The 14,806-nt window shown below is 52.7% G+C and carries 13 protein-coding genes; 1 reads left to right on the plus strand and 12 read right to left on the minus strand.

Features of this window, described 5'->3' with window-relative positions:
* Window positions 1-24: 24 nt before the first annotated feature.
* The 9 genes from wbpD to cysQ form a co-directional block, all read right to left on the minus strand.
* On the minus strand, window positions 25-600 hold the full coding sequence (gene wbpD / locus A8B84_RS01530; protein ID WP_064228728.1) for a UDP-2-acetamido-3-amino-2,3-dideoxy-D-glucuronate N-acetyltransferase: 576 nt from the start codon (window positions 598-600) through the stop codon (window positions 25-27).
* 70 nt (window positions 601-670) lie between these two features.
* On the minus strand, window positions 671-1,621 hold the full coding sequence (locus A8B84_RS01535) for a Gfo/Idh/MocA family protein (RefSeq protein ID WP_227512760.1): 951 nt from the start codon (window positions 1,619-1,621) through the stop codon (window positions 671-673).
* Window positions 1,622-1,667: 46 nt separating this feature from the next.
* Window positions 1,668-2,945 carry a Vi polysaccharide biosynthesis UDP-N-acetylglucosamine C-6 dehydrogenase TviB gene (gene tviB / locus A8B84_RS01540; RefSeq protein WP_064228727.1) on the minus strand — a complete coding sequence of 426 codons (1,278 nt, stop codon included), beginning with the start codon at window positions 2,943-2,945 and terminating at the stop codon, window positions 1,668-1,670.
* Window positions 2,946-3,030: 85 nt separating this feature from the next.
* On the minus strand, window positions 3,031-3,996 hold the full coding sequence (locus tag A8B84_RS01545; protein WP_064228726.1) for a Wzz/FepE/Etk N-terminal domain-containing protein: 966 nt from the start codon (window positions 3,994-3,996) through the stop codon (window positions 3,031-3,033).
* Window positions 3,996-6,533, minus strand: coding sequence for an SLBB domain-containing protein (locus tag A8B84_RS01550; RefSeq protein WP_064228725.1), 2,538 nt, complete (start codon window positions 6,531-6,533; stop codon window positions 3,996-3,998). The genes A8B84_RS01545 and A8B84_RS01550 overlap by 1 nt, the downstream gene beginning before the upstream one ends.
* A 71-nt stretch (window positions 6,534-6,604) precedes the next feature.
* Window positions 6,605-8,086, minus strand: coding sequence for a capsule assembly Wzi family protein (locus A8B84_RS01555; RefSeq protein ID WP_064228724.1), 1,482 nt, complete (start codon window positions 8,084-8,086; stop codon window positions 6,605-6,607).
* 220 nt (window positions 8,087-8,306) lie between these two features.
* The gene (locus A8B84_RS01560; protein WP_064228723.1) at window positions 8,307-9,065 is read right to left on the minus strand and encodes a Wzz/FepE/Etk N-terminal domain-containing protein; all 759 of its coding nucleotides are present in this window, start codon (window positions 9,063-9,065) and stop codon (window positions 8,307-8,309) included.
* 94 nt (window positions 9,066-9,159) lie between these two features.
* Window positions 9,160-9,639 (minus strand): transcription/translation regulatory transformer protein RfaH, encoded by a 480-nt coding sequence (gene rfaH / locus A8B84_RS01565; protein WP_053112646.1) that lies wholly within the window; start codon window positions 9,637-9,639, stop codon window positions 9,160-9,162.
* Window positions 9,636-10,412 carry a 3'(2'),5'-bisphosphate nucleotidase CysQ gene (gene cysQ, locus A8B84_RS01570; protein ID WP_064228722.1) on the minus strand — a complete coding sequence of 259 codons (777 nt, stop codon included), beginning with the start codon at window positions 10,410-10,412 and terminating at the stop codon, window positions 9,636-9,638. Before cysQ ends, rfaH begins: the two co-directional genes overlap by 4 nt.
* A 90-nt stretch (window positions 10,413-10,502) precedes the next feature.
* Here cysQ and A8B84_RS01575 point away from each other — a divergent pair, with 90 nt between their 5' ends.
* The gene (locus A8B84_RS01575; RefSeq protein ID WP_064228721.1) at window positions 10,503-11,864 is read left to right on the plus strand and encodes an MBL fold metallo-hydrolase; all 1,362 of its coding nucleotides are present in this window, start codon (window positions 10,503-10,505) and stop codon (window positions 11,862-11,864) included.
* Here the strand turns inward: A8B84_RS01575 and A8B84_RS01580 are convergent.
* From A8B84_RS01580 to A8B84_RS01590, 3 genes are all read right to left on the minus strand, one after another.
* Window positions 11,861-12,304 (minus strand): pilin, encoded by a 444-nt coding sequence (locus tag A8B84_RS01580; protein ID WP_064228998.1) that lies wholly within the window; start codon window positions 12,302-12,304, stop codon window positions 11,861-11,863. The two genes, A8B84_RS01575 and A8B84_RS01580, sit on opposite strands and share 4 nt — an antisense overlap.
* Window positions 12,305-12,407: 103 nt before the next feature.
* Complete coding sequence (locus A8B84_RS01585) at window positions 12,408-13,835, minus strand: O-antigen ligase family protein (protein ID WP_064228720.1); 1,428 nt, start codon at window positions 13,833-13,835, stop codon at window positions 12,408-12,410.
* 227 nt (window positions 13,836-14,062) lie between these two features.
* Complete coding sequence (locus tag A8B84_RS01590) at window positions 14,063-14,566, minus strand: pilin (RefSeq protein WP_064228719.1); 504 nt, start codon at window positions 14,564-14,566, stop codon at window positions 14,063-14,065.
* Between the last annotated feature and the right edge of the window lie 240 nt (window positions 14,567-14,806).

Raw genomic sequence — 14,806 nt, forward strand, 5'->3', positions numbered from 1 at the left:
TACTTGAACTATCTGAGAGCACTCTCAGGATTTGACCAATTGGTTGTCTTTAAGCACGTATCGGCTGCCGGTGTGAGGGCATGTGGTTTCGCCATCTCCTTGCACGGGTAGATCCAGTTGTTCGCCGAATTCGCTCATCCAACCGATCTGCCTGGCAGGTACACCAACCATCAACGCGTATGCCGGGACATCCTTATTAATGACCGCACCAGCGCCAACGAAGGCGTATTCACCAACGGTTACACCGCATACTATGGTGCAGTTGGCCCCCAGAGTAGCCCCTTTTTTAATCAGCGTGTCACGATATTCGTCCTTACGCTCAATGAGGGAGCGTGGGTTGTAGACGTTCGTGAATACCATGCTAGGGCCGCAGAATACGCCCTCTTCAAGGTGAACATTGTCGTATACGGAAACGTTGTTCTGGATTTTGCAGTTGTCGCCAATGGTTACTTTGTTACCAATGAACACGTTCTGGCCCATTGATACATTTTGACCAACTCTGGCGCCACCGCATACGTGAACGAAGTGCCATACGCGGGAGCCTTCGCCTATTTCCGCGCCGTCGTCAACGATGGCACTGGGGTGAATGGTTACGGGCATAAGGTATCCTCTTATTGTGAAACCGCGAGTACTTCCCCCCTATCCCGCCGGAGGAGAGGGAGGCAGACGATCAGACTTTTTTGAGGAAGGGATGATAATCGCCGGTCAGGCTTGCGAGACTGGCATTTCTGATGGCGGCAACGGTCTCAATCGCTACGCGGTTTTCTTCCAGACCAAACCCGTTCCCCTTGAGAATCTCCTCATAACTGCGGGTATGGAGGTCTGTGAAGCCACCAGAGAACTCGATTTCCTCGCCGTCTACTGTTATCGAACGGTAGGTGCGCTGGCCATCCGCCTTTGCGCTCTCCGGAACATATTTATAATCCACAGATAGGAACCACCGCACTCTGGCGTTCTCGTATTCCAGATATCCGGCGGCCATCGTGTCGTCACTGTGATGGACCACGTTCTCCTGCAACTCACCGAAGATAAAGTGCAACATATCGTAGAAGTGAACGCCGATGTTGGTGGCAATGCCACCTGACTTGTGTTCGTCGCCCTTCCAGGACTGCAGATACCAGTGACCACGAGAGGTGATATAAGTGAGGTCCACTTCGTGCTTGGTCGCTTTCTGCTCTTTCTGCACTTTTTCCCGCAACGCGATAATGGAAGGGTGCAGACGCAATTGAAGTATAGTGTTTACCTTCTGCCCCGTGTCCCGCTCGATTTCCTGAAGTCCATCAATGTTCCAGGGGTTCAGAACCAATGGCTTTTCGCAAATAGCATCAGCACCGGAGCGTAGTGCGAAACGCATGTGGGAGTCGTGCAGGTAGTTCGGCGAACAAATGCCTACATAGTCCACCGCGCGACCGCCGTTCGCTCTTCTCAGCTTGTCAATATGCCGGTCAAATCGCTCGAACTCGGTAAAAAAATCCGCGTCCGGAAAAAAGCTGTCGATAATGCCAACCGAGTCATTTTTGTCCAATGCCGCCACAAGATCATTTCCGGTTTCCTTGATGGCTTTCATGTGTCGAGGGGCGATATAACCGGCAGCGCCGATAAGTGCAAACTTCTTGCTCACGCTTCAATTACTCCAATAACGATGTGTGTAAATTTTCCAGGGATAGTCAGAGACGCAGATCGGTCTGGTTCGCAGGAAACAGATACTTCAGGTCGTAAACAAGGTGGTCGTCTTGTTTACCTAATTTGCGGATGCTCCCCATGCCCATTGCTGCGAACTGCTGGTGGCCAACGGCAATAATAATCGCATCGTAGACGCCGTGTTCAAGTTCGCTTACTGGCGCAATGCCGTATTCTTGCTCAGCCTCTTCTTTCGACACCCAGGGGTCATACACGTCTACCTGAGTGTTGTATTCCTTTAGTTCGCGCACAATGTCGATAACCCGGGTGTTGCGTAAATCAGGGCAATTTTCCTTGAAGGTTAGTCCCATAACGAGCACCCGCGCGCCTTCAACGTGAATGCGTTTTTTGAGCATGCCTTTTACCAGTTGGGATACGACATACTCCCCCATACTGTCATTCAGGCGTCGGCCTGCCAGAATTATTTCAGGGTGGTAACCAATGGCCTGCGCTTTATGGGTCAGGTAGTACGGGTCGACCCCGATGCAATGGCCGCCAACGAGCCCGGGTCGAAACGGAAGAAAGTTCCATTTCGTGCCAGCAGCTTCCAATACGGCTTCAGTATCAATATCCATTCGATTAAATATAACCGCCAATTCATTGATAAGAGCAATATTCAGGTCGCGCTGGGTATTCTCGATAACCTTGGCAGCTTCAGCCACCTTAATGGTGCTGGCTTTGTGAGTGCCTGCCGTGATGATTTCGTTGTAAAGGTCATCTACCAGCTCGGCGATTTCAGGTGTAGAGCCCGAAGTGACTTTTTTTATGTTGGTAACCCGATGCTCTTTGTCCCCAGGGTTGATTCGCTCAGGGCTGTAACCAACATAAAAATCCTGGTTGAATTTAAGGCCAGACGCTTTCTCTAAAACGGGCACGCAATCCTCTTCTGTAGCCCCTGGGTATACTGTCGATTCGTAAACAACGACATCACCCTTTTTTAGTGTCTTGCCAATGGTTTCGCTGGCTTTGACCAATGGAGTAAGGTCCGGTGTTTTGTGCTCGGTAATCGGAGTCGGAACCGTAACGATGTACACATTCGCGGCGGCCAAATCTGCGGGGTTCGTAGTAAAGCTAAGCCCCTTCGCCTCGACGAGAAGTTCGTCCTCCACTTCAAGAGTGGAATCGTGCCCGGCCTGAAGTTCATTAATTCGGCTCTGGTCAATATCAAAACCAATTACGTTGCGTTTTTTCCCGAACTCAACGGCTAAAGGCAGTCCTACGTAGCCCAGACCTATAACGGCAATGGTGCGCTGATCTTTTTGCATCTTGATTAACGATTTCAGTTAGTGAATTGAAATTTGGAGACTTGGAGAGCTGCATCAATAGTGCTCTGGAACTTGGACAGGTCTCTTATGTGACCCGCTTTCTAGTGTTCCGAATGAAGGCGATGACGAACACGAGAAAAATCCCCAGCATGCCACCCAACATTACCGCAACGATTGCGATCAACGCGCGTTTGGGACTGCTCTTTTCCTGGGGTATTACTGCGGGGTCCACAGTTTTGAATATGTATTCATCCCGCGCATTGGCGAGCATTACCGTGCGGGTTTCGCTTTCAATAAGCTGATAGAACACTTGCTGCATTCCCGCAATATTGGTTTCACTGAGCTTTTCTTCCAGATAGGCAATGCGAGCCTCTGATTCTCTTACATCCTGCTGACGCATGTGTTCGTTAATGTCTTTAACCAACATATCAGCCCAGGCCTTGGCAACTGGGGGAGATTGGCTTTTGACACTCAACGTCACCATGCCATTCTCTTTATTCTCAGAAATACTAAGATGGCTGGCTTTAAACTTGTTTACCATATCCCAATCAGTAGGCTCCAAAACCTCACCGTCTTCATTGGTGCGCCACTGATTGTTGCTCGGGCTGTAGACTTCTCGGTCAATCACCCACTGATTTTCTCTCATGTCCCAGGCTTTTGTTGCCATTAGAGGAATTACCAGATCGTGCCGATGAATAAAATCTGTGAGAAAGGCGCGAGACTTCAAGATTTCTTTTGCCATGACTGTCTTATTGGTCCCTCCACCGCCTAAGTTAATACCCGCCAAGCTTGCCAATCCACCCAGTTGACCACTAATCCCGTTTGCGACGCCTTCCTCCTGGGTGGGAGCGAGGAGCACACTGGCCTGATAAATGTTGGGCTGGCTTAAGGCATAGAACACACCTGCGGCTGCAAAGGCGATTGTAGTGGCCAGGATTATCCATTTGCCCCGCCAAAGCGTCAGGAACAGTTCCCGCAGATCTATTTCGTCATCCGGGTAATGGGCCACTTCCTTTGTTGGCTCATACGTATGAGGTTCGTATTTAGTCATTACAGGTTTCCTACCGCTGCTGCACCCAAGGCCATTTGATAAACGATCTGGCTTACGTTAGACCAGAGCTCCAGCTGGTTCAGGCGGTCCACGTCGATCGGCATGATAATCGTGTCTCCCGGCTCCAACTGCTGACTGCGGCCACCGAACCAACGGCTTTTCTCGGGCAGCATCACAGAGCCGTCTGCCTTCACAACATACACCCGGCTATCATCGGCTTGGCGGGTTGGCCCGCCAGAACGATCAAGGTAGTCATCCACGGTCAAGCCGGCCTGGTGCAGGTGGCTGGTGGGAAATTGCACTTCGCCGAATACGGTGACGGACTGGGGAACGGTTGGAATGGTGAGCCTATCGCCATCCTGAAGGCGGATCGCCTGATAGCTTTCATCGTTCACGACCGCCTCAAGGTCAACCACCATACGACCAACCGGTCGGCTGCTTTGAACATCTTCAAGCAGCTCCTCGACCTGCTGCGCCCGATCAGCACTCTCGCCGCCTAGCCCATCGCCTTCAAGCTGAACGCCGAGAAGATCTCCCTGCAGGCGCTCTTCCGCTTCACGCAGACGTTGTGCCTCCAACAGGCGCAGCTTTTCACGGGTAAATACCGCACCTCTGGGGAAAGCGTTCCCGGTGAGGCCACCAGCGCGCTCGATGACTTGTTTGAGCGTTTCACCATTGCGAAAGGTGTATACGCCCGGATAACGCACTTCACCTTGCAGTTCAATGGTGCTGGTTTTTGCGAACTCCGGGATTGATTTGATCAATATCCGGTCTCGACTCTGGAGGGCCAGGGTGCCATTACCGTCCATGGCATCGGCCAGATTCACGTTAAGAATTCTGGTCTTGCCAATGCCATTCTCATCGGTGGTGTAACGCGCCACTTCTGCATTGAACAGCGATGCAGAGTCCTTCAAACCTCCGGCCACGAAAACTGCATCCGCAAGCTGCCTGGAGGCAGGCAGGGGATATTCGCCAGGATATCGTACCGGCCCGGTTATCTGAATGGTCCTCTGCGGTGATGAAGGTGTTGCCTGGCTCTTCAGGCGACGAAGCACGGGTTCAAAAAGACGTTCACGGGTGAACTTGCGTCGCTCCTCATCCTCGATGTCGTCGCTCTTCTCGAGAAGCTCCTTATCGCGCTCCACTTTTCCAGCATCTGAGAAAATTAGCAGCTTGTCTTTTTCCTCCAGCAGAAAATCGAATTCACTCCCTGGATTTTGGATGGCGTTTCTCAACCTCAGATTCAATACTGAAATCGTGTCAGTGGATTTATCGGTGCGAACGATGGCCGCATATCGCTTGTCAGCAATGGGCATCAAATCCGCATCAATATTCCTGATAACTGAACTTACCCGCATGCCTGGCACCCAGGCAAAACGGCCGGGGCGGGTGGCAGCGCCGCTGATCTCTATGTACTGGCCAGTGATATCTGAAATTGACGGAATATTCACCCTGTCTCCGGCCTGGATTCGCGCTTTCTTTCCTTTGGCCGCTGTGTAATCTGCCTCAGCGATGATCCTGAGAAAATCTTCATTAGTCCGCTCTATATTTATACGCTGGGGATAGGCCTGGGAGGTAAGGCCACCAGCCATGCTAACCAGATCTGCCAGGCTGTTCTCGTTTTTAAGCTCGTACAGTGCGGGGCGATATACTTCACCATCAATGCCAGCGCGCTCGCCCACCGGGGGAATAAAGATTACGTCGCCCGGCTGCAAGCGGTTATCGTTGGAGCTGTCGCCCTGGAGCAGTAGTTCATAAAGATCCAGCGTGCCCACCAGCTTGCCGTCACGTTTGTGCTGAAGGTTTCGCAAGGAGCCGGTTTGTTTGATGCCACCAGAGACGTACAGGGCATTGGTGATGGTAGAGAGTGAACTCACTGAATAAGAACCGGGGTTACGAGCCTCCCCAAGCACGAATACTCGCATGCTGCGCAATTCGCCCAGGGAGACACTGGCCTGCACGCCGATGTATTGCTCAGATACCTGTTTGCGAATTTGCTGCCGCGCTTCATCAAAGCTCAGCCCTGCCACGCTCATAGGGCCGGATTGGGGAAAGCTGATGGTGCCATCCCGGCTGACGGGCAGTTCCAGGCTCTGGTTTTCCTTACCCCAGAGCTGGATTCGCAATACGTCACCCGGGCCTAACGTGTACTCGGAGGGAACAGGGATCTCCGTCACAGGAGCGAAGGTTGTTGGGCTGCCTCTGAAGAGATCATAGCCGAATGGTTTCAGGCCTCCATTTTTATCCGCAGCTTCCTGCTCCTTCTTGTCTTCTTCCTTCTCTCTGCGCGCCTGTTCCCTGTCTTCGTCGGTAATACTCGCGACTGGCTCTACTACCTGAACGTCTTGAGGGCGCTGATTGCGTTGCCCCGAGGATTGTATATCGTCCAGATCGAGACCGTACTGGCTGGCCAAGGCTTCCTGTTGGGCCCGGGGCAGGCTCTGAAACTGTTCGATCTGGGACTGGCTGATGGACTGGGCGGTTACTGCCATGGGGAGCAGCATGGCCAGAGGAATGAGCAGGGATTTCAGGTTCACTGGTTATGTTCCGGTTTAAGTCTTGAAATGTATGCCACGTACGCTCACGGACGTTTAAATATAAACAGGGTTCAGAAGCGGTAAGTCCAGGTGGCGCCGAGAGACCACAGGTCTTTCTCGCCACCCTGATACTGAATTTTCTTATCGGAGGCCTGGAAGTTCAGATCCAGCCAGCCGCTAAGCAATCGCGTTCCATAGCCTACATCGAGAATGGTTACATTCTGATCGACGTCGGGCACGGTATAAAAGATATCGTCGTTCGGTGCTTCACTGCGGATGACGCCTTCTTTATTGAGTCTCGCGAAACTCACCTTGGCACTGATGTTGGTGCCGCTGTCGAGAAAGTTTAAGGCACCCAGAGTGAGCACTTCAGAGTCGCCATCAAAACTTGCGGCCATGCTGCGGCCGTAATAGCGGTAGCCGGAGCGATAACGAGAATGATCGTAGGTGATGTTGGGCATGGCATCGCCCAGGAAGTCGTCCGCCAGGGTGTTGGTATATTCTACAAACCATTGCTGATCAGCGTTGAATAGCTGCGTCGTCCAGTCCGTGCCCAAAAGCCAGGACTTACGGGCCGGGAAAGCGCCAGCTTCGTCTTCGCCCATCATCTGGGCGTATAGCCCCATGGATTGCTGGCCAAGTGCGAATCCATAGCGGGCATCAATGCTGGCGAGCTGGTTGCCAGGGTCGTCTTCCTCGAGCTGGCCGTTATCGCGGCCGATCAGCGCGTTCCATATGGTCGACGCGCCTTCAGGTCGCCCTTCTCCACCAAACATGATGGCCCGTGAAAGACCAATATCCAGGCCATCGATCGGGCGGAACGTGAAGCGCATGCCAATGAGTTTGGCATCGGGCACCGCACGGTCACTTTCATACTGGCCGGCTAGCACTGTGAACTGCCAGGGTCCGACCCAACTTAACCAAGGGGTTTCAAAAGCGTGGGTATTGTTCCGATTAATCCAGAGCGCCGGCATGGGGCGGGCGTTGTTGGAGAGAATGAGGCTGGACTGCCAGCCGGGCCCCCACCACCGGTCAATGGCCCCAGCGCCGAACACCCAGTTACCTGCAGCCGCAGCCAGGTAGCTGCCATCCAGGCGAAGCTCTTCGTCATCATCGCTTTCATAGGCGTATGAAGGCTTGAGCCCCAAGGCCCATACTTCGCCTTGCCACTGGAGATTAATCGCCGTTCCGGCTTTCGCAAGCGGGTTCTGATCAAAACCGCGAACTCCGGGTATCTCGCTACTGCCATAGAGGCTGTATTCGCCCCGGAAGCCCTGCTGAGCCCGCTGTTCTTTTTCGAAGCGCAAGTAGGCTGCAGCGGAGCCCACCGAAGACTGGTCAGAGCTAACGCTGTCCTCCAGACCACTGTGGACCGTGCTCCACATCATTGGCCAGGTGCTGATGGTGCGATCCATATGGCCGCGGTCTGCCAGTTTCTGGGCCGCAAATCGCGCCCGCGAATCTCCCGGCTCGAGCCAAGGTGCAGCCGATAAAGCAACACTTGTCAGACACGCTACCGCCCCACCGACCAGGGCCCAGTGTTTTAAGGTCATAAAATTGGATTATCTGAAAAGCGACAGGAAACAGGCAAAAGGAAGGGGACAACTGACTCCCAACTGTATCCTTGTCGGTAGATGAATGTACTGTTTCAGAAGCGTGACGATTTTACGGCAATGTCTATGACAAGCAAGTGACAAAAAGTCTGACACATGGGTTATCAGGAGGTTATGGGGGTAAAGATTTGTTAAAGGTTTGGAACCTCAACCTTATCGTCTACATTTCGTTCAGATTGGCTCTAACCAAGCTTACAAACTCGGCAAAAAACGAAAGAAATATACCGCCCATCAAACCCAACATGGCAGCCAAAACCACGATCAGGCTCCGTGCGGGCCCTTTTCGTTCTGCCATTTGGCGATTAAGCACCAGAAGTTCTGCAGGCTGGATTGAATGGAGAAGCATTTCAAGGGAGAGGCGTTTATTCACTGCGTCGGCTATGGCTGCCCCCACATCCTGAGAACCTTCCAACCTCTCGATAGTTGAGGTCAAAGATTCGATTTGTCTTTCCAGGTTACTTTTGAGGGTAGCCACCGCAACAGATTGGGTCTGCTCCAGTTTCTCGATAAGTTGGCCGTGAATCTGCTTAACGTCATCAGCACTCGCTGGCGAAGCTTCAGAGACAATTCGGACAAGGCCCGTATTCTCGGGATTAGAAAAGATCACATCGAAAGCAATTGACTGATCCTGCTCTGCACGGTATTTGGCCTGAATTTCAGGGAGCCAACGATTTTCAAGCGTGGCTATAACTGTGGCAGGCTTTTCAACAAAGCTCCCTGCTTCCTTTTCCGCTAATTTGAACAGGCTGACGTAATCATATTTCTCCGGAATCAGAATGGCATACAGAACGCCCGCAGCGAGTGAAATCAGAAACACAATATAGAAGATTCGTCGACGCTTCAGAAAAGTGGAGGCCAGGTCCACAAGGCTGATCTCGTCGTTAGGGATGTGTTGAGCTGAACGCTGCCTTTCTTCCATATCGGTTCATCCTTTTTATTATTATCCGGGCAACCCATAGATGGATATTGCCCGGGGCTCCCACACTCAGAGTGGCGCTTGCATGGCATTACCTTTAATTTTTTATAGCAGAGATCGGAACTCTTACCCTCTGCTGCTTCTGCATAAAGTTGATGAGCACTATGGCACGCGCCTCACCGTCGTAAGCCTGAAAAATGGCATTGATGCCTTCAAATGGCCCTTCATGCAGCTGCACGGCCTGGCCAGGTTTGATACCGCCCTGCTCTGCTACGGAATCGAGACTATCCTTTATATGATGGATCACATCGTCACCGATGGCCGCGGGCTTGTTAGCAAAACCCACAATCCTCAACACACCGCGAGTAGAGCGCAGTTTTGCCCACACGGGATCCGATTGTTCCAGATTCACGAACAGGTAACCCGGAAACAACGGCTCAAGCTTCTTGGTGCGCTTGCCAGCCTTGATTTTCTCCACCGTAATTTTCGGGTAGAAACAGGTAATGTCCTGATTTTGAAGATGCTGCAGGGCGCGGTCACCCTGCGCGGGCTTGTACTGAAGTGCGTACCATGTCATGGCTGTGGAAGGTACCAACTTCCCGCCGCAATGAAATACGGATTTAACACATCTTGTTTACCGTATTTCAATGGCTGGCCATCTACCGTTTGCACTTTCCCGCCGGCAGCCACCAGCACCGCCTGCGCTGCGCCCGTGTCCCACTCGCAGGTTGGCCCCATACGCGGGTATATATCGGCGTGGCCCTCGGCAATACGGCAAAACTTGAGCGAGCTGCCTGCCTGCACCAACTCGTGATCGCCAAGCTTGTCGATAAATGCTCTGGTTTCCGAGTTGAGGTGGTTCTTGCTAGCCACCACACGTTTTACTTCTTTGGGCTCCGCCACCCGAATTCGGTGAACTTTGCCAATTCGATCACGCATGTGGGCACCCTCACCTACCACTCCCCAGTAAGCTTCTTTCAGGGCCGGCGCGATGACCACACCCATAACCGGCTCACCATCCTCAATCATGGCGATGTTGACGGTGAACTCACCCGTGCGTTGAGTGAAGTCCTTGGTACCGTCGACAGGGTCCACCAGCCAGAACCGGCGCCAGTGTTTGCGCTCTTCCCAGGGGATATCCTTCCCCTCTTCCGAAAGAATGGGGATATCCCGACTGATGCTGCGCAGGCCATGGGTGATGATGTCGTGGGCGGCGGTGTCTGCGGCCGTGATCGGAGAATCGTCTGCTTTGTAGCTCACCTTGAAATCAGACTGGTAGATATGCAGCACTTTTTCGCTGGCTTCGTCTGCTACCTTGATGACATCCGGGAGGATGGAGCTGTAATGCATGCGATTCGCTTCCTGCTTCAGATCAAAACGTTATGAACTATTATGGGTAATAGTAACACTCCCTTAACAAAGAACCAGAAGGACGCCTCTATGAAACTTCGCTTCCTTGGCGGCACAGGAACAGTTACTGGCTCACGCTACCTGCTCTCGGACGAGAAGCACCGGGTACTGGTAGACTGCGGCATGTACCAGGGCGTGAAAACCCTGCGCCGGCGTAACTGGGCGAAGTTTCCGGTGGATCCCTCCACCATTGATGCGGTGGTGCTGACCCACGCCCATATCGATCATTCCGGCTATCTGCCAGCCCTCGTAAAGAACGGCTTCAAAGGAAAGGTATACTGCACCAAGGCCACCCATGAACTGTGCAAGGTACTGCTACCTGACGCCGGCTTCCTGCAGGAGGAGGATGCAAAATACGCCTTCCGCAAGAAGTTCTCGAAGCACGAGAAGCCGGAGCCGCTGTTTACCGAGAAAGACGCTTGGGAAGCGCTCAAACATTTTGAGTCCCTGCACTACCATGAGGCGTTCGAACCGGCAAAAGGGTTCCAGGTAACCTTTACCCCGGCAGGGCATATTCTGGGGTCATCCTGTGTGCACGTTCATCACCAGGGCGCGGACAGAACGGTTGTGTTCAGCGGGGATGTGGGACGACAAAACGACATCATCATGCGGCCGCCGGAGCCGCTGCAAGAGGCTGATGTGCTGGTGTGCGAATCTACCTACGGCGATCGAGCTCATGGAGAGACGGACCCGGAAGCGGAATTGGCCGAAATCATCACGAAGACGGCGGGGCGCGGCGGAATCGTGCTTTTACCAGCCTTTGCCGTTGGCCGCGCGCAGATGCTGCTCTATGTGATTCACAAGATCATGAGTGACGGGAAGATTCCCAAGCTGCCCGTGTTCCTTAACAGCCCCATGGCCATTAAGGCCACCGAGATTTTCTGCAAGCACCATAAGGAGCACAAGCTTAGTGCCGCCCAGTGTGAACTGATTGATGAGAAAACCACTTTTGTACGCAAGGTGGAAGAGTCCATCGAACTGGACGCGGTGCGCTACCCCTGCGTGATTATTTCTGCGAGTGGGATGGCCAGTGGTGGGCGTGTGCTGCACCACCTGAAAACGCTGCTACCGAATCCTCGAAACAGCATCGTGTTTGCGGGCTTCCAGGCACCGGGTACTCGTGGTGATGCGTTAGTGAATGGTGCGGAATCGGTGAAGATTCATGGCGAGTACTGGCCGGTGAAAGCCGAAATTCATAACCTCGACTCTCTCTCCGCCCATGGTGATTACAACGAGATTCTAACCTGGCTGGAGCAAGGTTCACTTAAGCCGGAGAAGGTGTACGTCACTCACGGCGAGCTGGTTGCGAGTGACGTAATGCGCAAGCGGATTTGCGAAAAATTCGGCTGGGATGCAGAGGTGCCTGAACTGTTTGAAGAAGTGGAGGTTTAAATAACAGTACAACCTAATGGGCTATACCTGTCTCTCCAGTTTGAGGCACCGCTTGTATCAACCACACAATTCCAGGTTCCGTTGACCGTGCGTTCGAGCCTCAACACCAACCCCGAAAGGTCGCCGTGTGCATTGCCGCCCATGGTCACCTGGAGGTGCCCAGAACCGTCAGGATTTAACACTGCTATATCAGTCGCCGGGGTACCCGTAGTTAAGGGTGAAGGGGAATAACCGATATCGGAGTTTGCGAGCGTACCGTTCCGGACAAGGCGCTCCTCCACGGCCGACTTGTAGGCGGCTAGTTCCCCAAGCGCCTGATTAATTTGAGATTGCATCACGTGCCCCTGGTAGGCTGGCAACGCAAAGGACGCAAGAATCCCTATGATCGCAACAACGATCATGAGTTCAATAAGGGTAAAACCACGATTTTTTGCAGACATGCCTTGTATTCCACAGACTCTACGATACCTTGGGATGAGCAAAGATCGGACCAAAGTGTTTGCGAATCGGAGAAGAGTCTCTTGCTTCGCGTCCAGGCGGAATTTACGGAGCGTCACCTCGAGGAAAGTTTCCGTGAAACCAGAAGCGCGGCATTGTTGGCTGCTTTAGCTCCTCTTTGTAGTAAATCTCATCGGTCCTCATATCAACATAATAGGAATGAACCTGACCCAGCCATAGAAGCCAAAGCAAGACAATCAGCGGCGCCAAAAAGGCGGTAAACACAAGCCTCCCACTCGATTTTGGATTCGCTTGCACTCCTCGCACCTCAAACAAGCCGCACGGGACAAGTAACGCCCAGAAGCCGGCCAGTACCAACACTCCAACCAACATTGACCCCGGCGCTATGAATACTGCGGACACGCCCGCGTGTACCAGCGCTCCAATCACGGAGGCAGCAACGCCACACAACACATTGATATCGTTTGTTTCGCCTTCCAAAAGCAAGGTGGTTCGGCGCTTCCAGAAAAGGAAAGTGCACTGAACCGCATATATGGCGAGCAGGAAGACCAGCAGCCACCCATACTCGGCAGCCCACATCAGATACATGTTATGCGGGTGCCCAAACTTACGGCTTGCTGAATACTCCTCAGTGAGGATATCGTGGGTTAACCACGATTGGGGCCCCATACCGAATGGGAAATGCTGGATGCTCATTTGCCACGCTTCCGTAAAAAGCGGCAGCCTCCCAGAGCTGGTAGCGTGACCAGAACGTAACTCTGTTTCGCCTAAAAACAGCGATGGCACCAAGACAGAAAGGACTAACCAAATCGCCCCACCTGCCAAGAGATAGGCGGTAAATTGCCTTATCCAGGGCCAGCTTTGCCGGCCAAAGCACAGCATTATGATAAGCACACCAGTGACAACACCAACAATTGATCCGCGAGAAGCAGACAAGAAAATAATCCACCACCAAATCCCGGCTCCTATAGCGACGAGGGAACGCCAAAGCCGGTATTCTCGCAATGGGCCAATAAGTACAGCCAGTGGCAGAATTGGCAAAAGCCAAGTGGCAACATGACTCCAGTACCTAATATTTACAAAGCCCCAGGGAATTAAATCTGAGAGGTCTGCCTGCCCATCCGCCAATGCAAACAGGTACACATTGACCGACATGGCGCCGTAGAGAAAGCACGAACCGGCAGCAACGGAAACGAGAATCTCGAGGTAGCGATTTACCAGCCCCTGCATAGCCAGGACTAAACCAGAAGATACAATTGCAGCGAAATAAAACGAGTAGAGGCCTGGCTCCACAAAAACGTAATCCTTTTCAAAAAAACCAAGCGAAAGAACAGAAAAGCCGAGAATAAACGCAATCGCAGGTAACAAGTGTAGCGAGAGTTTCGCCGACGGTAATGCTTTGAATAGGAACCAAATAGTGGCGGCACACGAAACAAATCCAATTAAACCCACCAAAAGAAAACGCTGATCCGCATACGAACCGCCATGGGTGGGGAGGAAATCCGCGAACATCACGGCACACAAACAGAGGACTACTACGCACCCTGCCACTACGGGTACTATCTGATCAGCTCTCAACTTTTTAACCCTCCAGCTAGCCGGCTGGTGACCCCCAACACAAATTAACTGATGTGGTGGTCGTTGCAACAAAAAAGCCCGGGGCCTAAGTCCCGGGCTTTCTTTATTTCCGCGCTGATTCTGGCGAATCGTGGCGGAGACTACTTCTCAGCTATCCTACATTAGGATACCGGGCAGCCTGCAGGAGCGTAGCTGTCTTTCCAGCCGCCACCAGCTGCAGGGGCAGTGATGGTGCAGGTGTATGCGCCGTTAGCAGTACGAGATACAGTTACGACTGCGCCGCGAACTGCAGTAGAAGCATCGGTGCCCATTGTGGCCTCCCAGGACAGGGTCGCAAGGTTGCCGTCGTTGATGGTCAAACCAAAGTTAGGAGCAGTGTTTGCGCCGGCGACGAGGTTAGAACCAGTCCAGCCAATGCCGATTTCGCGCGGATTGACGGTAAGATCATCTTCGTTGGCAACAACGCCACCACTATTAAAGATGCTTTCGGCGTTGGATTTCAGAGCGTTAAGCTCACCCACCAAGCGGGATACCTGTGTACGGGCGGTGTAGTCCTGGTACTGAGGAATAGCAACAGCAGCCAGGATACCGATGATCGCAACTACGATCATCAGTTCGATCAGTGTGAAACCCTTCTGGGCGTGGTTGATTTGAATATTCTTCATTGTCGACCTCTGCATTTGACGGTTATCAACTCTCAATGGCCCGGGCCCGGTGGAGCCGTGCCCCGCGACCGGTCTTTGAGCCTGAGCGATTCAAAGCAGCTGGCGTGCCAGTTTTGAAACTTACTGCTTTAAGGCTTTATTTTCAGTCCTCTACGCTCTCCAGTGTCGCCGAACATGACCCTATAGAAACGGATCCGCAGCGACAGGATACGTCACCAGGTGACGATTTTTGTCAGTGCC

Origin of the sequence: Marinobacter sp. EhC06 (assembly GCF_001650915.1) — a bacterium.
In the GTDB taxonomy this organism is placed as follows: Bacteria; Pseudomonadota; Gammaproteobacteria; order Pseudomonadales; family Oleiphilaceae; genus Marinobacter.